The organism is Nitratireductor sp. GZWM139, assembly GCF_030068685.1.
Lineage (GTDB): Bacteria > Pseudomonadota > Alphaproteobacteria > Rhizobiales > Rhizobiaceae > Nitratireductor > Nitratireductor aquimarinus.
Window position 1 is genome coordinate 70,919 of sequence record NZ_JAMQML010000004.1, and the last position, 21,194, is coordinate 92,112.

A 21,194-nucleotide genomic window follows, 5' to 3' on the forward strand; every position below is an offset into this window, starting at 1 on the left:
CCAGCCGGATTATCGCCCGGTCTCAACAGGGCGAAGGCGGCGGGGAACACTCACCTGAGGGAGACGAACTGCATGAAAACGGCACTTGTTACGGGTGGAACACGCGGCATCGGCGCGGCGATAGCGATGGCTCTGAAAGAGGCGGGCTATCAGGTCGCGGCCAATTATGCGGGCAACGATGAGGCCGCCGCGCGCTTTACCGAAGAAACGGGCATAGCCTCCTACAAATGGTCGATTGCCGATTACGACGCCTGTGCGGACGGCGTGGGCCGGGTCGAGGCCGATCTCGGGCCGGTCGATGTTCTGGTCAACAATGCCGGCATCACGCGGGACGTGATGTTTCACAAGATGACGCCAGAAGACTGGCGTGCCGTGGTGGATGTGAACCTGAACGGCGTCTTCAACATGACCCATCAGGTCTTCGCCGGCATGCGCTCGCGCAAGTTCGGTCGCATCATCAGCATTTCGTCCATCAATGGTCAGAAGGGCCAGATGGGCCAGACCAACTATTCCGCCGCCAAGGCAGGAGAGATTGGCTTCACCAAGGCGCTGGCGCAGGAAGGCGCGCGCTTCAACGTGACGGTCAATGCGGTTTGCCCCGGCTACATTGCCACCGACATGGTGATGGCGGTGCCGGAAGTGGTGCGCGAGAAGATCATTTCGCAGATCCCGGTGGGGCGTCTCGGCGAGGCGTCTGAAATCGCGCGGTCCGTGCTGTTCCTGGCCTCCGACGATGCGGGCTTCGTCACGGGCTCCACGCTCACTGTCAATGGCGGTCAGTACTTCATCTGACGAAAAGTCACGTCCTGTGCATTCATTTTTCGGGGCGCTGTGGGTAACCCGCAGCGCCCTGTTTCGTTAAAATGCGTATCAATTTGAAACAGCTTCGTTAACGCGGCATTCAGGCTGCGCGGCTGCGTTTGTGGATAAACTGTGCGCTGTCTGCCCGGAACCGGTGGAAACCACCAGATATTGCGGTGAACGTAGCGGGAACATCTGGATATCAGTGATTCGTAGCCGATTCGTTCCGGGTTTGGTCGAAGTGTTAACGCCATGCGGCATGGCGGGGCCGTAACCCGTTAACGGCTTCGCAAAAATTCCTAACAAAATCTTATGCTTGCACCGTTGCCTGGCAGGCCCGTCGCGCCTCCCGCGCAAATCCTTAACGCGCGACACGCGTTTTCCGGCTTTGCGGAACATGCCCGATTCAGCATTTGGGTGTCTTTACGTTGCGTCATACTCTATCTTGTGGTGAACAAAACGGGAAACAACGCAGGTCAGTGATTCGTAGCCGATTCGTTCCAGACTCGTTCCAAATCTTAATGGCCGGAAACGGTTTGGGTCATTTTTGGCAGTCTTTGTCGGTGGAGCGGCAGTCTTGCCTTGGAATGCGCATGCAAAGCATGCTAACCCGTGTGCTCGCCTTTTTTCGCTGAGGTAGACGGCTTTTCAGGCCCTATGAATTTCCAAAAACAGAATGCCAAGCCGAGAGTGTTGTCGGGTCGTGACGTAACGGCCATCCTCGGGCCAACAAATACCGGCAAGACGCACCTGGCCATCGAGCGCATGGTTGCGCATGGCACGGGCGTGATTGGCCTGCCGCTGCGGCTGCTTGCGCGCGAAGTCTATTCCCGCGTCGTCGCCAAGGTCGGCGAGCAAAATGTCGCGCTTGTCACCGGCGAAGAAAAAATCTCGCCGCCCGGCGCGCGCTATTCGGTGTGCACGGTCGAGGCCATGCCGCGCGAGACCGACGCCGCCTTCGTGGCGATCGATGAGGTGCAGCTCGCCGCCGATCTGGAGCGCGGCCACATCTTCACCGACCGCATTCTGCATCTGCGCGGCCGTCAGGAAACGCTGCTTCTGGGCGCTGGCACCATGCGCGGCATTCTTGAAAAGCTGCTGCCGGGCCTCTCCGTCATCACCCGTCCGCGCATGTCGGTGCTCAGCTATGCCGGTTCGCGCAAGATCACGCGTTTGCCGCGCCGCTCGGCCATCGTGGCCTTCTCGTCGGACGAGGTTTACGCCATTGGCGAGCTGATCCGCCGCCAGCGCGGCGGGGTGGCTGTCGTGCTTGGCGCGCTCAGCCCGCGCACGCGCAACGCGCAGGTAGCCCTCTACCAGTCGGGTGATGTGGACTATCTCGTGGCGACCGACGCCATCGGCATGGGCCTGAACCTCGATGTCGATCATGTCGCCTTCGCGCAGAACCGCAAATTCGACGGTTTCCAGTATCGCGACCTCAACCCTGCGGAGCTCGGGCAGATCGCCGGCCGCGCCGGCCGTCACCTGCGTGACGGCACGTTTGGCGTCACCGGCCAGGTCGATCCCCTTTCCGATGAACTCGTTCACCGCATCGAGGCGCATGATTTCGACCCGGTGAAGGTGCTGCAATGGCGCTCCGCCGCGTTTGATTTTTCCAGTGTCGATGCGCTCAAAGCCTCGCTCGACGTCACGCCCCCCGTGGAAGGCCTTACCCGCGCTCTGCCCGCTGCCGACGCCAAGGTGCTCGAATTCCTGTCGCGTGACGGGGATGTGTGTGCGCTGGCCGACGCCCGCGAGCGTGTGGCCCTCCTGTGGGACGCCTGTGCGCTGCCGGACTACCGGCGCATCGCACCGGCCCACCACGCAGAAATTGTTGGTGCAGTCTTTTCTGATCTGGCGCGAACGGGCCATGTCGATGAAGACTACTTGGCTGAGCAGGTTCAGCGCGCCTCGTCCACCGAGGGGGACATCGACACACTGTCGCAGCGTATTGCGCAGATCAGAACATGGACATTTGTCTCGCACCGGCCCGGATGGCTGGCCGATGCGACACACTGGCAAGAAAAAACACGAGAGATAGAGGACAGTTTGTCCGATGCGTTGCATGAGCGATTGACGAAACGCTTTGTGGACCGCAGGACATCCGTGCTCATGAAGCGCCTGAGAGAGAATGCAATGCCGGAAGCAGAAATCAGCCCCGTTGGCGAAGTCCTTGTCGAGGGGCATCACGTTGGTGAGATGCTAGGGTTCCGTTTCACCGCCGACCGCTCTGCGGAAGGTGAGGACGCGCGCGCCGTCAAGGCTGCCGCCCAGAAAGCACTCGCTGCCGAATTCGAAACGCGGGCAGACCGCTTTGCCGCTTCCGGCAATGGCGATCTGGCGCTGGATTCCGAGGGACTTCTGCGCTGGCTCGGCCAACCGGTGGCGACGCTGGTTTCCGGCGAGGAAGCGCTGCGCCCGCGCGTCGTGCTTCTGGCCGACGAGCAGCTGACCGGCCCGGCGCGCGACAAGGTCGCCGCCCGCGCCGAGCGTTTCGTGAACTATCAGATCGAATCGCTTCTGAAGCCGCTGGTCGATCTGCGCGATGCCGAGAGCCTTTCGGGCATGGCGCGCGGGATCGCGTTTCAGGTTGTCGAGAGCTTCGGCCTTCTGAACCGCCGCACCGTGGCAGAGGATGTGCGTGCGCTCGATCAGGACGCCCGCGCTTCGCTGCGCCGCCTCGGCGTGCGCTTTGGCGCTTACCACATTTTCGTGCCGGCGCTGATCAAGCCTGCGCCTGCCGGCCTTCTCACCCTGCTCTGGGCGCTCAAGAACGACGCCAAGGACAAGCCGGGCTATGGCGATGTGGTCAATGCGCTTGCCGCCGGTCGCACCTCCATCGTGTCCGATCCGGCTTTCGAAAAGGCATTCTATGGCCTCGCCGGCTATCGCAATCTGGGTCGCCGCGCCGTGCGTGTCGATATTCTCGAGCGCCTTGCCGACCTGATCCGTCCCGCACTTTCGTGGAAGCCGGGTTCCGGCGCACGTCCCGAGGGCGGTTATGATGGCGCGGCCTTTGTGGTCACGCCGGCCATGATGTCCATTCTCGGCGCGACCGCCGATGATATGGAGGCCATCCTCAAGGGACTGGGCTACCGCAGCGAGGCGAAGCCGGCCGAAGAGGTTGCAACGCATCTGAAGTCGCTGGACGACGCTGCCGCCGAGAAGGCTGCTGCACCGGCCCAGGCTGCCGATGCTGCCGCTCCCGCCGAGGCCGAAGCCGAAGCCGCCGCGAAGACGGACGACGCGCCCGCCGATGCAGAGAAGCCTGCTGAAGCTGAAGCGCCAGCCGGGGAAGCGAAGCCCGAAGCCGAGGCGAAGCCGGAAGCTGATGCCAAGCCGGAGGTTGAGACGCCGGTTGCCGCTGAGGCTCCGGCTGAAAAGGCCGCTGACGAAGAGGAAGAGCCCAAGCCCGTCATGATCTGGCGTCAGGCCCGTTTCGACGGTCGCAAGCGTCAGGGCGGCGGCAAGGGCAACAATCAGCGTCAGCAGGGACGTGGTGGCCGTCAGGAGCGCGAAGGCGCACCGCATCGCGGCAAGCCTAACCGCAGCAAGGATGGCGACAAGCAGGGCTTCAAGCGCAAGGGTGGCGCAGGCCGTCCGCGCGAAGAGCGTCCGGCGCGCATCGATCCCGATTCGCCCTTCGCCAAGCTCGCTGCCCTCAAGGATCAGCTGAAGAAGTAGCGACATGCGATGAGCGGCACGGTCTTGGAACGCCAGCGTATCGACAAGTGGCTGTTCTTCGCACGGGTGGTGAAATCCCGCTCGCTTGCCGCAAAGCTCGCCCAGGCGGGCCGTGTGCGGGTCAATCGCAACAAGATCGAGCAGGCCGCCTACCAGATCAAGGTGGGCGACGTGCTCACCATTTCCCTTGAGCGGCACGTGCTCGTCTATCGGGTTCTGGCTCCGGGGGCGCGGCGCGGCCCGGCTGAGGAGGCCCGCACGCTCTACGAGGATCTGACCCCGCCGGCGCCGCCCAGGGATGCCGTCGTCAAGGCGTCGGCGCCGCGGCGCGACGCCGGGGCAGGGCGACCCACCAAGAAGGAACGCCGCGCGCTTGATCGCTTGCGTGACGACCCGTGATGGCGATGTTTGCGCCGTTTGAGATTGGAATGGGATTCCGCCTGCGACGATTGCCGCGCAACAACGGGCCTTGCAACCGCCGTTTAAAGGGGCTACCTCACCACTCGACATTTTAAGAAGCTGTCAGCCGAGAACACCCATGACCTATATCGTCACCGACAATTGCATCAAGTGCAAGTACATGGACTGTATAGAAGTCTGCCCGGTGGACTGTTTCTACGAAGGCGAAAACATGCTCGTCATCCACCCGGATGAGTGCATCGATTGCGGTGTCTGCGAACCGGAATGCCCGGCCGAAGCCATCAAGCCCGACACCGAGCCGGGTCTGGACAACTGGCTTCAGCTTAATTCCGAGTATGCCGAAAAATGGCCCAATATCACCGCTAAGAAAGAGCCTCCGGCAGACGCCAAGGAATTCGACGGCGTCGAAAACAAGCTGGAGCAGTACTTCTCGCCGGAACCCGGTGAGGGAGACTAGATCGCCGCGCGCCCATCGGGGCGCACAAACGACGATCTTGATGATTGACTGAGCATCGGATTAGCCCGAAACCCGAATTCGACTTTTCGGTCCGGTGCTCTGAGCCCACAAATTGACGTGGGACATAATGCGAATAGATGGGGCGGTCGCGCAGGAAACTGCGGCGACATATTCGCACATGCGGCAAAATCTTGATTCTTTCGGCTTTTTGTGGTAGCTTCACAAAATCATGCCGGTGACAACACGTCTAATTATGGCGCACACACACTAATCACTGAAAGGTGGGGCTCCAAATCCAGGCCAGGGCAATCTGGGTCAGGATGTTTTGGTTTGCGTGGCGGGCCTTCGGTGCAGGCGCAGTCACCATCTTCCGGAGCTTGAACTCTTTCATGCACACGACAAGCCGGCAGGCGTTTTTGGGTACGGGGCATCGCCGAGGCGAGGCGTTGCTCACATACCCCTTTAGAACAGGAGTGTTAGGCGGATGACCACCCAGCAGAAAAAATCGGCGCAGCGCCAGGGTTTCAAGACTGGCGAATACATCGTTTACCCGGCGCATGGCGTCGGCCAGATCGTTACGATCGAAGAGCAGGAAGTCGCCGGTCACAAGCTGGAATTGTTCGTCATCGATTTCGAGAAAGACAAGATGCGCCTCAAAGTGCCGGTCGCCAAGGCGACGTCCATCGGCATGCGCAAGCTTTCCGAAACCGATTATGTTGATCGCGCTCTCAAGGTCGTTCAGGGCCGTGCCCGCGTGAAGCGCACCATGTGGTCGCGCCGCGCGCAGGAATACGATGCGAAGATCAACTCGGGCGACCTGATCTCCATCTCGGAAGTCGTGCGTGACCTTTACCGCGCCGACAACCAGCCGGAGCAGTCCTATTCGGAGCGTCAGCTTTATGAAGCCGCGCTCGACCGCATGGCGCGCGAGATCGCAGCCGTCAACCGCATGTCGGAGACGGAGGCTGTCCGCCTGATCGAGACCAACCTCAACAAGGGCCCGCGCCGCGGTGCGAAGGCCGACAATGAGGAAGCCGAAGAGAAGGAAGAAGCTGCATAAGCTTCCCACCTTATCTGTTTTGAAAAACCCGGCTGTTTCAGCCGGGTTTTTTATTGCCGGCTACTAAACTGTAATCGGCTGGAACTTTTTTCGTCTGCGACTCGTTACTCTAGGTGATGTCTCGTTTCTTCGGTCGAGATCACCGCTTTTTGCAAAGCCTGGTCGGGGTCCCGGGATGTCCGTCATTGGCGTGTTTCTGCACCAGCAGATGCCGCGTCAGGGCGCTCTGACACGTGTAACCGCGCATCGGCAATTGGGCCTGTGCGTATGGGCTGACCGGCTTGGAATCCTCTCCTTAAGAAAGGGGCCAAGCCAGAGCATCGGACCGAAAAGTGGGAACCGGTTTTCGGATCATCCGATGCTCCATCAATGGTTTGGATCGCCCTTTATGCGTCCGGACGGGCGCATGGCGATCCAGAAACGCGGGAGAGCATCATGCAAGACCGGGCGGAACGCAAACTCATAGAAAAGGCCATGAAGGCGCCTTATCTGGCGCTGGAGGAAGAGCAGGACCTCGCACAGCGCTGGCACAAGAAGCAGGACCAGCAGGCGCTTCATCATTTAACGGTGGCGCACATGCGGCTTGTCATTGCCATGGCGTCGCGCTTCAGGAATTTCGGATTGCCCGCTGCCGACCTCATTCAGGAGGGGCATATCGGCCTTCTGGAAGCGGCGGCCCGGTTCGACCCGGAACGGGGTGTGCGCTTTTCCACCTATGCGACCTGGTGGATACGCGCCTCGATGCAGGATTATGTCCTGCGCAACTGGTCCATCGTGCGTGGCGGCACGAGTTCGGCGCAGAAGTCGCTGTTTTTCAAATACCGCCGGCTGAGGGCCAAATTGCAGAAAAGCATGGGCTCACCCAGCGAAATTCATCAGGAAGCGGCCAAGCTTCTCGGCGTTTCGCCTGCGGATGTGGCGATGATGGACGCGCGGCTTTCCGGCCCGGATCTGTCGCTTAACGCGCCGGTGCGGGATGAAGGCGAGGCTTCAGCCGAGCGCATGGATTTCCTGCCCTCCGATGAGGCCCCGGTCGACGAGACGGTCGAACACATGATCGATGAGGAACGGCGGGCGCTCTGGCTGACCGACGCACTCGATGTTCTGGACAGGCGCGAGCTGAAGATCATCCGCGAGCGGCGTCTGGCAGAAGATGGCGCAACGCTTGAAGCGCTCGGTTCGGCGCTGGGCATCTCCAAGGAGCGTGTGCGGCAGATCGAGACGCGGGCCATGGAAAAACTGCGCACGGAGCTCACGCGCGAGCATCCCGCGCTGTCCGGCAGCACGGCCTGATCGGCTGGCCTCGCGCCAGCCGTAATTTAGCGATCAGTGACGATCTTGACCTTGCTCCCGGCCGACGGCGTTGCGCCGGGGCCAAGTGCGTTGAGGAGCCGGAAAAGCTCCACCTTGCGGTCCACACCGCGCATCTGCGCTGCCAGCGAACCGAGCGTCTCGCCCGGCTGAACCGTCACGACACGCACGCGCAGCGGCTTGAGCGCAGCGCGCTCCGCCTGATTGAGAATGCGGAAGCTCTGCCCGACGGAATTGGCAACCCGTTCCAGATCGTTGCTCGTCGCAGGCGCTGCCGTCAGCAGGCGGTAAACCTGCCCGCCGGAGCGGATCACCGTCACGTCGAACTGCCAGCCATCGGCGCTCGCGCGTCCCTTGGCTGCCGGATATCCATTGATCGTGAACGTGCGGATGGTTTCGGGCTCCAGACCCGCAACCCAGCCGCTCGTCAGATAATCCGTCAGCGAAGTGCGCTGAGGCACCGTCGCTCCGTCGAAGCGCACCGCGATGTCGTCCGGCCCGACAGCCGTCACCGCCTTGGTGGAATTGTCGATGATGAAGCCTTCGGGCACCTGGAAGGCGACGCCCAGACCCGGATGCAGGAAGTCGCGCCCGCGCACATAGCCCTCTTCCGGCGAATCCCCGTAGATCATGCCGTCAATGCCGGCGAGGAAGGAATCGCGGTCGCGCTTGCCTGCGGCGTCCGGCTGCTGCATCTCGCGCGCATGGCGCTGCGCGAGTTCGATGCGCCGTGGTGCGTTGGGGTGGCTGGCGAGGAAGTCGAGGCTGGCGTCGGTCGCGCCGCTCACACTGCGGAAGCCCTGATAGGCGTCCATGGCCTGCAGGAAGCGCGCAGCCGCGAATGCATCATAGCCCGCATGGGTTGTGGTGCGGATGCCCAGACGGTCCGCTTCCAGCTCCTGATTGCGCGAGAACTGCGCGAGCCTCAACTTGCCGCGTACCAGCGCTGCCTGCGCCGCCTGATCGCGCCCGTCGATCACCTCGCTCACCACTTTCGAGGCGAACTTTTCCTGCGCTTCGAGCTTCTGCCGCTCGATGCCGTGATTGGCTGTGACGTGCGCCATTTCATGCGCGATGACCGCTGCAAGCTCAGCCGAATCATTGGCGAGCGCCAGAAGACCGCGCGTGACATAGAGATAGCCGCCCGGCAGCGCGAATGCGTTGACGTTGGGCGAATTCAGAATGGTGACCGTGTAGGCCGCACCGGTGTTCTGCTCATCCAGCGTCAGAGACCCCACCACCTTGGCGACCATGCGCTCCAGCTTCGGATCGGAGTATTCGCCGCCATAGGTCTGCAGAATGCGGGGATGCTGCTGGCGTGCAAGCCGTGCAAGACGGTTGCCGCGCGTCACCGAATCGACCGTGACCGGGTTCGACGACGGCATGAAGCTGCCTGTGTCCGTGGGCACCATCTGGCAGCCCGACAGGAGGACTGTGAGCGCTACGGCGAGAATGGCTTTGCGCGGTATGGCTCGCGCTGATGGCTGGAAATTCATGGTAGCGGGCGCTTCATTGGACAGGGTGGTGTCCTTCCGGTTGATTTTGTCCAAAGCATGACCGTCATTAATGCCCAAGTCACGCACTTGGTTCCCTCAACATGGCGTGATGTCCCGTCCGAGCCACGGTCTAGCGCATAAGCTGCAACAGTGGAATCAATTTGTTGTAGAGTAATTTATTTCCCGCCGTGCGCCTATGTAGCGATTGAAGGCTTCTGAGGCATCGCCGGCGATGAACGCTGCGGTTGTGCCGCTCGCGGCGACCTGCCCCTCTTCAACAAAGATCATCGTCCTGCAAAGCCGTTCCGCGTCGCGCGGGTCATGCGTTGCCATCAGCACCGTCATCTGCTGTTCCGCATGCAGGGCGCGGATCAGGTCCAGCATCTCGTCGCGCAGCGCCGGTCCGAGCGAGGCGAAGGGTTCGTCCATCAGGAGCACCGGACGCTTGCGGATTAAAACACGCGCCAGCGCCACCCGCTGGCGTTCACCGCCCGAAAGCGCCCGTGGCAGCCGGTCTTCCTTGCCGGCAAGCCCGGTTCTGGCAAGCGCATCGGAGACCGCCGCGCGGTCTTCTTCCGTCAGCTTCAGCGCAGGCGAGCGCCCCAGCCCCACATTCTGCGCGACCGTGAGATGCGCGAAGAGATTGTTTTCCTGAAACACCATGGAGACGGGCCGGCGATGCGGCGTCAGCCCGGAAACATCCTTTCCGTCGATCATGATGCGACCGGAGGTCGGTGTCTCGAAGCCGGCGATCAGGCTGAGAAGCGTCGATTTGCCAGAGCCGCTCGGGCCCATCACGGCGACGATGTCGGACGGGGAGATGGTCAGGTCGAACGCCATTTCGCTCCCGCCCGGATAGGCAAAGCGCAGCTTTTCGAGTGTGATCCCCGCGCCGTGTGCGGCGTCAGCCTTGGTCATGTCTTCTCCTTGCCGAGACGGTCGGCCACGAACATCAATGCCAGACAAAGAAGCCCGAGGAAAAGGGCAATGCCTGCGGCATCCGCCGTGCGATAGCTGCCCATGCGCTGCAACAGAAGATAGGGCAGGGTCTGCACCTGATCGGAGCCGAACAGCGCGATCACGCCGAGATCGCCGAGCGAAAGAGCGGCGGCGAAGGCGAGCGCGGTCGCGGCAGGGCGGCGCAGCGCCGGCCAGTCGACGAGGCGTAGTCGTGTCCAGCCAGTGATGCCCAGCGACAGGCAGAGCCGCTCATGGCGGGCGCTGGCAGCGTCATAGGCCGGGCGGATTGCGCGGATTGCAAACGGCATCGCCATCACCGCGTTGACGGTGACGACCATCGCCGGTGCAAAGGCAAAAACATCGCCCACATGCCGCAGCAGAATGAACCAGCCGGCACCGATCACCAGCGGCGGAATGATGAGCACCATCGCCGCCCCGCTGTCGGTGGCGCGTTCAAGCAGGCCCGCAGGCAGCGCGCCGCGCTTCATTTCGAGCGCCCGGCGGGCCGCCACCAGCGCCAGCGAGAGAACAAGGCATAAAAGCGCGGAGAGGCTGGCGAAAAGCAGGCTGGTTGTTGTGGCCGAGAACACCGCGCTCTCGGTGGCAAGCCGCGCCAGATCCGCCTTCAGACCGGCGATCACGGTCGCAGCCATCGGTCCGGCGACGAAGAGCAGCCCCGCGACGATGATGACGGTGTTGAGAACCGTCTCCAATGGCGTGTGCCAGACAATGCGGCGCGGTGCGACGGGCAGGTTGGCATCGCCGCTGAGCGACGCGCCGAGCCGGCTTAACGCCAGAACAACGCCGCCGGCCAGCGCCAGCTGCACCAGCGTCAGCACCAGTGCGCGGGCCGGGTCGAAGTCGAACCGCAGCGCCTGATAGATCGCCACTTCCAGCGTTGTCGCGCGGGGTCCGCCGCCAAGCAGCAGGACGATGGTAAACGAGGTCACGCACAGCATGAACACGAGGCCGGCAATGCCGGGAAGGGCCGCGCGCATGGCCGGCCATTCGAGAAACCGGAACGAGGCGCGCGCGCCCATGCCGAGCTGGGCCGCAAGACGCCATTGGTCGGCGGGCACGCTTTCCAGCGCGTTCAGGAACAGGCGCGTGGCAAGCGGCAGATTGAAGAAGACATGGGCGACCAGAATGCCCGAAAGCCCGTAAATGCCGGGCCAGTGCTCATTGAAGAGCACGGACAGGAAAGGCGCGAAAATCCCCGCTCTTCCCAGAAGCGCCAGAATGCCGAGCGCCGCCACAATGGCGGGAAGCGCAAGCGGCACGGCAAACAGGCGCAGAATGAAGGCGCGCCCCATAAATGCGGGATGGCGCGCCAGCGCGCGCGCCAGAAGGATCGCCGGCACGACTGATAAAAGCGTCGATAACAGCGCCTGCCAGAGCGTGAAGCGGGCGATCCGCAGCAGATAGGCGTCGAAAGCTGCAAACGCGCCCGTACCCTGTTGCAGGGCCTCCACGGCAAGGCCCGCAAAGGCCCCGCCGATCAGCAGGCCGACAGCGGCCAGCGCAAGCCGTCCCGCTGCGATACGCCTGTCCATCAGGGGGCGTCTTTCCATGTCGGGCGCGCGCGAAACGGTCAGCGGCTCATCACCGAGAGCCACTCATCGACCCAGGCCTTGCGGTTTTCCGCCACCTCTTTCGATGAGAATTCGAGCGTCTCGCCCGGCTTCACCAGAGTGTCGAACACCGGGTTGAGCGGCTCCGATGTCTCGCCGGCCGGGAACATCCAGTTGGTTTCGGGAATCGCGTCCTGAAAGCCGGGACCGGTCATGAAGGCGAGGAATTTCTGCGCCAGCGGGTTTTCCGCACCCTTCACGGTCTGTGCTGCCACTTCCACCTGAAGATAATGCCCTTCTTCAAAGCCCGCCGCCTTGTAGCGCTCGGAATCTTCGGCAATCTGGTGATAGGCGGGCGAGGTGGTGTAGGACAGCACCATCGGCGCTTCGCCGCTGGTGAACAGGCCATAGGCCTCGCTCCAGCCCGGCGTCACCGTCAGCACCTTGTCCTGCAGTTTGCCCCAGGCGTGCGCTGCGTCGTCGCCATAGACGGCCTTCATCCAGAGCAGCAGTCCGAGGCCCGGCGTGGAGGTGCGCGGGTCCTGAATGGCGATCTTCAGATTGCTGTCGCTCTCCACCAGCTCCTTCAGGCTTGCCGGCGGGGTCTCGATGGCCTCGGTGTCATAGACAAAGGCGAAATAGCCGTAGTCGAACGGAACGAACATGTCGTCCTCGAAGCCGCCCGGCACGTTCACCCTGCCCATGTCGACGCCATGCGGCGCAAACAGGCCGGTCTCGCGGGCCTCGTGCACGAGGTTGTTGTCGAGACCGAGCACGATGTCGGCCTTGGTCGATTTGCCTTCGAGCTTCACGCGGTTCAGAAGCGCCACGCCATCGGCCACGGAAACGAAATCCACGTCGCAGCCGCATTCCGCCTCGAACGCCTTCTCCACCGCCGGGCCGGGGCCCCAGTCGGAGGTGAAGCTCTCATAGGTGTAGACGGTGAGCTTGTCTTCGGCCGCCGCATGGCCGGCCATGGCCAGCGTGCCAAGCGCCATGGTGGAAAGCAGTGTGGTCGCGCGCATCTGCGCCTCCTCTCGTTTGGTTGGGGAATGAGGCGCTGTGCGAAAAGCGTCTAATCCCTCCGCCGGTGCAAACCGGATCAGGTTCAGCGGGTTGGCCGGGTTCCACTGATGCGGCTTTCCTTTGATCAAGGCAAAGCTGCATCCGTTTCAACCACTGGGCCTCTCAGCCGGCAATCCGCCGGCACCCCGTTAGAGCGACCGGGAAAATAGGGCGCGGCAGGGGCTGGCGCAAGAGGCGGAATGGCGCGAACGCCGTTGGCGCTTGCCCGCCGGCATGATATGGGCCTCGACCATGAGCCTGTTTACCCTTCTCCTGGGCGGAGATCTCACACGCACGCCGGCACTCGATGCCGAAATCGCCGACAGCCGCATCATCGCGGCTGATTCAGGCATGCGTCACGCAGCGCTTCTGGGCGTTATGCCGGAGCTGTGGGTCGGCGATTTCGATTCCGAGCCGGACGGCATGGCCGAGGCCTATGCCCGGGTGCCGCGCCGCGCCTTTCCCGCCGACAAGGACAAGACGGACGGGGAACTCGCCATCGCCGCAGCGCTGGAAGCGGGCGCGACGAGCCTCGTTCTCGTGGGTGCTTTCGGCGGCGCGCGGCCCGATCACATGTTCCTGCATCTCGCGCAGGCGCTTCAGCTTTCAGAACAGGGCATTAAGACGCGGCTGACAAGCGGCGTGCAGGAAGGCGTGCCGCTGCTGCCCGGAAAACGCCATCGCTTCGACTATCCGCAGAAAACGCTGTTTTCGATCCTCGGCTTTTCGGCCCTTTCCGGCCTCACCGTGGAAGGGGCCAAATGGCCGCTCGATGCGGTCGAGGTTCCTTTCGGCTCGTCGCTGACCCTTTCCAATGTGGTCGATGGCGAACTCGCGGTTACCCTCAAAGAGGGCAGGGCGCTTCTGGTCGCCCATCTTTCCAACGACGGAGAACACTGATCCATGGCGCCGCCTCTTTTAAAGCTTGATGGCATTCGCCTGACCTTCGGCGGCACGCCGCTGCTCGATGGCGCATCGCTGATGGTCGGCCCCGGCGAGCGGCTTGCGCTGGTCGGGCGCAACGGCTCCGGCAAGTCGACACTTCTGAAGATCGCCGCCGGCCTCGTGGAGCCGCAGGATGGCGAGGTGTTCCGCCAGCCGACGGCGACCGTGCGCTATCTGCCCCAGTCGCCCGACTGGCAGGGTTTTTCGACCGTGCGCGCCTATGTGGAGGCCGGTCTCGGCCCGGCGGACGACATCAACCGCGTGGCGCTGGTCATCGATCGGCTGGGCCTGTCCGGCGATGAAGACCCGGCAACGCTGTCGGGCGGCGAGGCGCGCCGTGCCGCGCTCGCCCGGGTGCTTGCGCCCGAGCCTGATCTGCTGTTGCTGGACGAGCCGACCAACCATCTCGACCTCGCCACCATCGAATGGCTGGAAGAAGAGCTGCAGCGCACGTCTTCAGCCCTTGTCACCATCTCGCATGACCGTCGTTTTCTCGAACGCGTGAGCCGCGCAACCGTCTGGCTCGACCGTGGCGTGACGCGCAGGCTCGACAAGGGCTTTGCCCATTTCGAGGACTGGCGCGATCAGGTGCTGGAGGAGGAAGAGCGCGATCAGCACAAGCTTGCCCGCAAGATCGAGCGCGAGGAACACTGGCTGCGCTATGGCGTCACCGCGCGCCGCAAGCGCAATGTGCGCCGTCTGGGCGAGCTGCATGCGCTGCGCGAAAAGCACCGCAGCCATCGCGGTGCGGAAGGCGTGGCGACCATGACGGCCAGCGACGCCGCCGAATCCGGCAAGCTGGTCATCGAGGCAAAGGGCCTCGCCAAGTCCTATGACGGGCTTCAGGTGGTGAAGGATTTCTCCACGCGCATCCTGCGCGGCGACCGTGTTGGCCTTGTCGGCCCCAATGGAGCCGGCAAGACGACGCTGATCAATCTTCTGACCGGCAAGCTCGAGCCGGACGAAGGCTCGCTGCGGCTGGGCGCAAATCTGGAAATCGCAATTCTGGACCAGAAACGTGCACTGGACCCGCTGGAGACCCTGTCTCATTTCCTCACCGATGGCCGTGGCGACAGCGTCGTGGTCAACGGGCAGGAGCGGCATGTCGTCTCCTACATGAAGGACTTCCTGTTCAAGCCCGAGCAGGCCCGCACGCCGATCCGCGAGCTTTCCGGTGGCGAGCGCGCGCGGCTTGTGCTCGCCCGCCTTCTGGCCCGCCCGGCCAATCTTCTCGTGCTCGATGAGCCGACCAACGATCTCGACATGGAAACGCTCGATCTCCTGCAGGAGCTTGTCGAGGGCTTCCCCGGCACCGTGCTGCTCGTCAGCCATGACCGCGACTTCCTCGACCGCACGGTCACGAGCACCATTGCGCCGGCCGGCGATGGCCGCTGGATCGAATATGCCGGCGGCTATGCCGACATGATGGCGCAGCGCAAGGGCGAGGAGCTGGAGCGGCGCAAGGCGCGCACGGCAGAGCAGCAGAAGACCAGGTCAGCCGGCAATGCAGGTGCGCCGAGGGCAGCTTCGAAGAAGCTCTCCTACAAGCAGAAATTCGCGCTGGAGACCCTGCCGAAGAAGATCGATGAGCTGGCTGACGAAATCGCGGCTCTGGAGAAAAAGCTCGCCGATCCCAACCTCTACACGCGCGATGCCGCCGCCTTTCAGCGCTTTTCCAAGGAGCTGGACGACGCGCGCGCCAGCAGCGAGAAGATGGAAGAAGAGTGGCTGGAACTCGAAATGCTGCGCGAGGAAATCGAAGGCGCTTAGCGGTTTTTGCTGAAGCACCAACTTCAAGGCCCCCTTCTCCCCGCAAGCGGGGAGAAGGAAGCTGTCATCCCGCACGCCTTCACCGGCTGCTAACCAGACTGGTTCACAATGCTTCCCATGAACCAGGAATTTCTCGTTTCCGCAAAGCCCGACCTTCAAAAGGCCCGCACCGCATGGCTTGCCACGCTTGCCGGTGAGCGGCGTCTCTCCGCGCTCACCGTCGATGCCTACGAGCGCGACACGCGGCAGTTTCTGCAATTCCTGACCGGCCATTGCGGCGATGCGCCGGGCCTCTCCGATATTGCCGAACTGCGCCCGGCGGATCTGCGCGCCTTCCTCGCCTTTCGGCGTGGCAACGGGGCCGGCGCGCGCACGCTCGGTCGCGGCCTTGCCGGGGTCCGCTCCTTCCTGCGCTACCTTGAGCGCCGCGGGCTTGTGAATGCGGCCGCCGCCGCAGCGCTCAAAGCGCCGCGCGCACCCCGTGCATTGCCCAAGCCACTGACGGCGGTCGATGCCCGCAAGGTCGCTTCCGGCGCCGGGCAACTGGCCGAGGAGCCGTGGATCGCCGCGCGCAATGCAGCCGTCTTCACGTTGCTTTACGGCGCGGGGCTGCGCATTTCCGAGGCGCTGGGGCTTCTGTGCAGTCAGGTTGCCGACATGCGCCAGGGTGCGCTGCGCATCACCGGCAAGGGCGGCAAGACGCGGCTCGTGCCCGTCCTGCCCGTCACGGTCGAGGCGGTCGCCGAATATCAGCGTCTCTGCCCCTGGCATGGTGAGGCCGACAAGCCGCTCTTTCGCGGCGCGCGGGGCGGCGCGTTGCAACCGGCCATCATTCAGCGCGAGATGAAGCGCATGCGCTCGGCGCTCAATCTGCCGGAAACGGCCACACCCCACGCACTGCGGCATTCCTTCGCCACCCATCTTCTGGGGCGTGGCGGCGATCTGCGCGCAATACAGGAACTGCTCGGTCACGCCAGCCTCTCCACCACGCAGGTCTATACCGGTGTGGACACGGCGCGGCTTCTGGAAATCTACGATGCGGCCCACCCGCGCGCCTGAAACATTCCCCCGCAACCACTGGGTTCCCACGAAACCGCGCGGTTCGATTAACGCTTTGGCCGTGATTTGCGTCTAGCGTGGCCGCATGAAAACGCACGTCAAAGCCACCGCCATTCCCATGGCAGAACGGTTCGCAGATCGCCTCTTCCAGCTGGCGGCTGCCTTTCCGTTGCTTCTCCTTCTCGCGCTTGTCGTCGGCCTCGTCACGGCCACCCCGGCGAAGTCCAGAGAGATTGTCTGCGCGGGCAAGAACCTTCTGACCGAACTCGCAACGGACGATCCCGCAGCGCTCGAAGAGGTGCGGCGGCAGGCGGCCGAAACGCCCAATGGCAGTGGCCTTCTGTGGCGGGTCGAAAAGGAGGGCGTGGAGCGCTCTTATCTTTTCGGCACCATGCATATGAGCGATCCGCGTGTCGTGACGCTGACGGAAGACGCGCAGGCGGCTTTCGATGCCTCCGAGCGTGTCGTGATCGAGACGACCGACATTCTCGACCAGTCCAAAATGGCGGCCGCCATGTTCAAGCGGCCTGAACTGATGATGTTCACCGGCGACGAAACGCTGGCCGATCATCTGAGCGAGGAAGACCGCGAAGCGGTTTCAGAGGCGCTAACCGAGCGCGGCGTGCCCTTTTCCAGCGTCCAGAAGATGAAACCCTGGATGCTGATTTCGCTGGTCGCCCTGCCGGGCTGTGAGCTTGAGCGCAAGGAAGCGGGCATGCCTATCCTCGACATCAAGCTTGCCGCCGATGCGGAAGCCTCCGGCAAGGAGGTGCTTGGTCTCGAATCCGCTGTCGAACAGCTCGACGCCATGGCTTCGCTGCCGCTCGACCTGCATATGCGCGGTCTGGTGGAAACGCTGGCGCTGGGCGATGGCCTTGATGACGTGATGGAGACCATGGTTGCACTCTATGCGCAGGGCGAGACGGGCATGTTCTGGCCGCTCATTCGCGTCGCCATTCCTCAGGAGGAAAGCGCCGGCGACGACTATGCCGCGTTCGATGAGGCGATGATCAAGGTGCGCAATGGAACCATGGCCGAGCGCGCCGCGCCGATCCTCGACCGGGGCAGGGCGTTCATCGCCGTTGGCGCACTGCATCTGCCCGGTGAGGAAGGTCTCATCGAATTGCTGCGCGCCGAGGGCTATGTGGTCGAACCCGTTCTGTAATTCCAGGGTTCCGGCTAACTAATTGCATGTTATCGTCTGGCCAGCGCTGGGGAGCGCCATCTGGAGTGCGATCATGCGCGACGACAACGATAATGAAAAAAACGGGGATAATGAAAAACCCGGGCGTCATTCCGCCGGGTCGGCCGGGGCGGTGAGATCGGAAGGAACGCGCGGCTTCGTGCTCGGTGCAGTGGGCGCCGCGATCATCATCCTCGTCATCATGGCGTTTTCCGGAACGGGCTTCTTCGGCGGTGACGACCCGCCTGCCGACGATGCGGGTGTCGTGCCCTTGGGCGATGGCGGCTAAGGCGCTTTCTGTCCGGCGAGATGCCTGACACGGCACACATCAAAACTCGTAAACCCGACCTGAAACGAAAAAGCCCCGCAGCTTGCGCCACGGGGCCTTTGTCTCACGCAAATGCGCGGGATCGGATCACATGTGGATCGGCTTGGCGAAGGTCGCGAGAGCCGCTTCCTTGACCGTTTCCGACATGGTCGGGTGGGCGTGGCAGGTGCGCGCCAGGTCTTCCGAGGAACCACCGAACTCCATGAGAACAGCAGCCTCGTGGATCATTTCGCCAGCACCAAAGCCGACGATGTGAACACCCAGAACACGGTCCGTCTTCTTGTCGGCAAGCACCTTCACGAAGCCGTCCGTCTTCAGCATGGAGCGCGCGCGTCCATTGGCCGAGAAGGGGAATTTGCCGGCGTTGTATTCCACGCCAGCCTTCTTCAGCTCTTCCTCGGTCTTGCCGACGGAAGCGACTTCAGGGCTCGTGTAGACCACGCCGGGGATCACGTCATAGTTCACGTGTCCGGCCTGACCCGCCAGGATCTCGGCCACGGCAACGCCTTCATCCTCGGCCTTGTGCGCAAGCATCGGTCCGGCAATCACGTCGCCGATGGCGTAGACGCCCTCCACATTGGTGCGGAAGTGACCATCGGTCTTCACGCGGCCGCGCTCATCGAGCTCGATGCCAACCGTGTCGAGGCCGAGACCATCGGTGTAGGGCTTGCGGCCCGTCGCCACCAGAACGACGTCGGCTTCCAGCGTTTCGGCGTCGCCGCCCTTTGCCGGCTCGAAGGTCACCTTCGCGCCCTTGCCGGCCTTGGCCACATCCGTGACCTTCGCGCCGAGCTTGAACTCGAAGCCCTGCTTGCCCAGCATGCGCTGGAACTGTTTGGCCACTTCGCCGTCCATGCCGCCGAGGATCGTGTCGAGATACTCGACCACCGTCACCTTGGCGCCCAGACGCGCCCAGACGGAGCCAAGCTCGAGACCGATCACGCCGCCGCCGACAACGATCATGCGCTCCGGCACCTTGGAGAGTTCCAGCGCGCCGGTGGAGGAGACGATCACCTTCTCGTCGAACGTCACGTCGACGCCCGGAATGCCGGCCACGGCCGAGCCCGTGGCGATGACGATGTTCTTCGCCTCCACGGTCTCTTCCTTGCCGTCATCGGCCTTCACGGTCACCTTGCCTTTGCCGGCAATGCTTCCGAAGCCGCGAAAGATGTCGATCTTGTTCTTCTTCATCAGGAAGTCGAGACCCTTGGTGTTCTGCTCGACTGTCTTGACGCGGTGCTCCATCATCTTCTTGAGATTGAGCTTCGGCTTGCTCACCTCGACGCCGAGATCGGCAAGACCATGTCCTGCCTCCTCGAACAGCTCCGTGGCGTGCAGCAGCGCCTTGGAAGGGATGCAGCCCACATTGACGCAGGTGCCGCCATGGGTGGGCAGCTTCTCGACCACGGCCGTCTTGAGGCCAAGCTGCGCCGCCTTGATGGCGCAGACATAGCCGCCGGGGCCGGTGCCGATCACGACGAGATCATAGGTGTTGGACATGGGTCTTTTGCCTTTTTCTGCTCGGTGATCGCCTAGAGGTCGAGAACCAGACGCTCGGGATCCTCAAGCACGTCCTTGATGCGCACGAGGAAGGTCACGGCTTCCTTGCCGTCCACGATGCGGTGATCGTAGGAGAGGGCGAGATACATCATCGGACGGACGACGATCTGGCCGCCGACCACCATCGGCCGCTCCTGGATCTTGTGCATGCCCAGAATACCCGACTGCGGGGCGTTCAGGATCGGGGTCGACATCAGCGAGCCGTACACACCGCCATTGGAGATGGTGAAGGTGCCGCCCTGCATGTCGGCCATGGAAAGCTTGCCGTCGCGGGCAGCGAGACCCAGACGACCGATTTCCTTCTCCACCTCGGCAATCGACATCTGGTCGGCATCGCGCACCACCGGCACGACGAGGCCGCGGTCGGTGCCGACGGCAACGCCGATATGGCAGAAGTTCTTGTAGATGATGTCCGTGCCGTCGATCTCGGCGTTAACGGCCGGGATTTCCTTCAGCGCATGGGTCACCGCCTTGGTGAAGAAGCCCATGAAGCCAAGCTTGACGCCGTGCTTCTTCTCGAAGAGCTCCTTGTACTTCTTGCGCAGCTCCATCACGGCCGTCATGTCCACCTCGTTGAAGGTGGTCAGCATGGCGGCTGAGTCCTGCGCGTCCTTCAGGCGGCGCGCAATGGTCTGGCGCAGACGCGTCATCTTCACGCGCTCTTCGCGAACCTCGTCCTCGGCCGGGGAGGCCGGGCGGGCTGCCTTCGGCGCTTCGGTGCGGGCGCTGGACGATCCGCCTTCAATGGCGGCGATCACGTCGCCCTTGAGCACCTGGCCACCCTTGCCGGAGCCGGCAACGTCGGAAGCCTTGATGCCCTTTTCGGTCATCATCTTCTGGGCCGAAGGTGCTGCCGGGCGGCCGCCGTCTTCGTCCTTCTTCGCAGCAGGCGCCTCGGCCGGCTTGTCGGCCTTGGGAGCGGCGGCAGAAGCGGTTGCGCCCTGCTCGATGCGCAGCAGCAGTGCGCCGACTGCAACTTCATCACCCGTGGTAACCACCATTTCGGTGATCACGCCGTCGACCGGAGACATCACTTCCTGTGCTGCCTTGTCGGTCTCGAGTTCGAGAAGCGCTTCGTCGGTCTTCACCGCGTCGCCGACCTTCTTGAAGATCTCGCCGACCTCGGCCTCGGTGACGGACTCGCCCGCCGATGGAACATTCACCTCGACGATTTTTCCGCCGGCCATGGTTGCCTCCTGATTTTCAGAGCTGCCGGACGAAGCTTCGCCGGACTGTTTGGTTTCTGCTTTTGCTTTGCTGGCGCTACCGCCTGCGGCAATCATGCCGAGCAGTGCGCCGACTTCGACGGTTTCGCCTTCCTTGACCACGATCTCGTCAAGCGTGCCGGCTGCGGGAGCCGGCACCTCGATGGAAACCTTGTCGGTTTCCAGTTCGACGATCGCTTCATCGGTGGCGATGGTGTCGCCCACCGATTTCATCCAGCGGGCGATGGTTGCCTCGGTTACGGACTCGCCCAGTGTGGGAACCCGAATCTCGGTCGCCATGTGGTTTTTCTCCGTCGCT

At 63.1% G+C, this 21,194-nt stretch carries 17 protein-coding genes and 1 riboswitch; of the genes, 11 read left to right on the plus strand and 6 right to left on the minus strand.

From position 1 onward, the window contains the following. Positions 1-72 precede the first annotated feature (72 nt). The 6 genes from phbB to NDI72_RS06105 all read left to right on the plus strand — a co-directional run bounded on the left by phbB (position 73) and on the right by NDI72_RS06105 (position 7,715). A complete protein-coding gene (phbB, locus tag NDI72_RS06080; RefSeq protein WP_113153293.1) occupies positions 73-792 on the plus strand; it encodes an acetoacetyl-CoA reductase in 720 nt (239 codons plus the stop codon). 666 nt (positions 793-1,458) lie between these two features. Next, complete coding sequence (locus tag NDI72_RS06085; RefSeq protein WP_283799937.1) at positions 1,459-4,485, plus strand: helicase-related protein; 3,027 nt, start codon at positions 1,459-1,461, stop codon at positions 4,483-4,485. A gap of 9 nt (positions 4,486-4,494) precedes the next feature. Then, positions 4,495-4,884 carry an RNA-binding S4 domain-containing protein gene (locus NDI72_RS06090; protein ID WP_283799938.1) on the plus strand — a complete coding sequence of 130 codons (390 nt, stop codon included), beginning with the start codon at positions 4,495-4,497 and terminating at the stop codon, positions 4,882-4,884. A gap of 139 nt (positions 4,885-5,023) precedes the next feature. After that, a complete protein-coding gene (gene fdxA, locus NDI72_RS06095; protein ID WP_113153290.1) occupies positions 5,024-5,362 on the plus strand; it encodes a ferredoxin FdxA in 339 nt (112 codons plus the stop codon). Positions 5,363-5,846: 484 nt separating this feature from the next. After that, positions 5,847-6,422: a CarD family transcriptional regulator gene (locus NDI72_RS06100; RefSeq protein WP_113153289.1), complete on the plus strand. Its 576-nt coding sequence runs from the start codon at positions 5,847-5,849 to the stop codon at positions 6,420-6,422. A 435-nt stretch (positions 6,423-6,857) separates the two neighbouring features. Then, positions 6,858-7,715, plus strand: coding sequence for an RNA polymerase factor sigma-32 (locus NDI72_RS06105; protein ID WP_283799939.1), 858 nt, complete (start codon positions 6,858-6,860; stop codon positions 7,713-7,715). Between the two features lie 26 nt (positions 7,716-7,741). Here NDI72_RS06105 and NDI72_RS06110 read toward each other — a convergent pair whose 3' ends face one another. The 4 genes from NDI72_RS06110 to thiB form a co-directional block, all read right to left on the minus strand. Then, entirely contained in the window at positions 7,742-9,229 is a 1,488-nt protein-coding gene (locus NDI72_RS06110; protein WP_113156049.1) for a M48 family metalloprotease, read from the minus strand. 156 nt (positions 9,230-9,385) lie between these two features. Further along, positions 9,386-10,147: a thiamine ABC transporter ATP-binding protein gene (gene thiQ / locus NDI72_RS06115; RefSeq protein WP_283799940.1), complete on the minus strand. Its 762-nt coding sequence runs from the start codon at positions 10,145-10,147 to the stop codon at positions 9,386-9,388. Continuing rightward, positions 10,144-11,742 (minus strand): thiamine/thiamine pyrophosphate ABC transporter permease, encoded by a 1,599-nt coding sequence (thiP, locus tag NDI72_RS06120; RefSeq protein WP_246746378.1) that lies wholly within the window; start codon positions 11,740-11,742, stop codon positions 10,144-10,146. The genes thiQ and thiP overlap by 4 nt, the downstream gene beginning before the upstream one ends. A gap of 38 nt (positions 11,743-11,780) precedes the next feature. Beyond that, positions 11,781-12,785: a thiamine ABC transporter substrate binding subunit gene (thiB, locus tag NDI72_RS06125; protein ID WP_283799941.1), complete on the minus strand. Its 1,005-nt coding sequence runs from the start codon at positions 12,783-12,785 to the stop codon at positions 11,781-11,783. Between the two features lie 37 nt (positions 12,786-12,822). Continuing rightward, positions 12,823-12,984, minus strand: a riboswitch (TPP riboswitch). Between the two features lie 93 nt (positions 12,985-13,077). On the opposite strand from thiB, the gene NDI72_RS06130 reads away from it, so the two are divergent. The 5 genes from NDI72_RS06130 to NDI72_RS06150 all read left to right on the plus strand — a co-directional run bounded on the left by NDI72_RS06130 (position 13,078) and on the right by NDI72_RS06150 (position 18,071). Continuing rightward, entirely contained in the window at positions 13,078-13,725 is a 648-nt protein-coding gene (locus NDI72_RS06130; protein ID WP_206548412.1) for a thiamine diphosphokinase, read from the plus strand. A gap of 3 nt (positions 13,726-13,728) precedes the next feature. Continuing rightward, the gene (locus NDI72_RS06135) at positions 13,729-15,540 is read left to right on the plus strand and encodes an ABC-F family ATP-binding cassette domain-containing protein (RefSeq protein ID WP_206548411.1); all 1,812 of its coding nucleotides are present in this window, start codon (positions 13,729-13,731) and stop codon (positions 15,538-15,540) included. A 117-nt stretch (positions 15,541-15,657) separates the two neighbouring features. Further along, on the plus strand, positions 15,658-16,599 hold the full coding sequence (locus NDI72_RS06140; protein ID WP_283799942.1) for a tyrosine recombinase XerC: 942 nt from the start codon (positions 15,658-15,660) through the stop codon (positions 16,597-16,599). Between the two features lie 85 nt (positions 16,600-16,684). Beyond that, positions 16,685-17,764, plus strand: coding sequence for a TraB/GumN family protein (locus tag NDI72_RS06145; protein ID WP_283799943.1), 1,080 nt, complete (start codon positions 16,685-16,687; stop codon positions 17,762-17,764). A gap of 73 nt (positions 17,765-17,837) precedes the next feature. Beyond that, positions 17,838-18,071 (plus strand): hypothetical protein, encoded by a 234-nt coding sequence (locus tag NDI72_RS06150; RefSeq protein ID WP_283799944.1) that lies wholly within the window; start codon positions 17,838-17,840, stop codon positions 18,069-18,071. Between the two features lie 126 nt (positions 18,072-18,197). Here the strand turns inward: NDI72_RS06150 and lpdA are convergent, their stop codons facing one another. After that, positions 18,198-19,610 (minus strand): dihydrolipoyl dehydrogenase, encoded by a 1,413-nt coding sequence (gene lpdA, locus NDI72_RS06155; protein ID WP_283799945.1) that lies wholly within the window; start codon positions 19,608-19,610, stop codon positions 18,198-18,200. Between the two features lie 32 nt (positions 19,611-19,642). Continuing rightward, positions 19,643-21,175 (minus strand): 2-oxoglutarate dehydrogenase complex dihydrolipoyllysine-residue succinyltransferase, encoded by a 1,533-nt coding sequence (odhB, locus tag NDI72_RS06160; RefSeq protein WP_283799946.1) that lies wholly within the window; start codon positions 21,173-21,175, stop codon positions 19,643-19,645. Between the last annotated feature and the right edge of the window lie 19 nt (positions 21,176-21,194).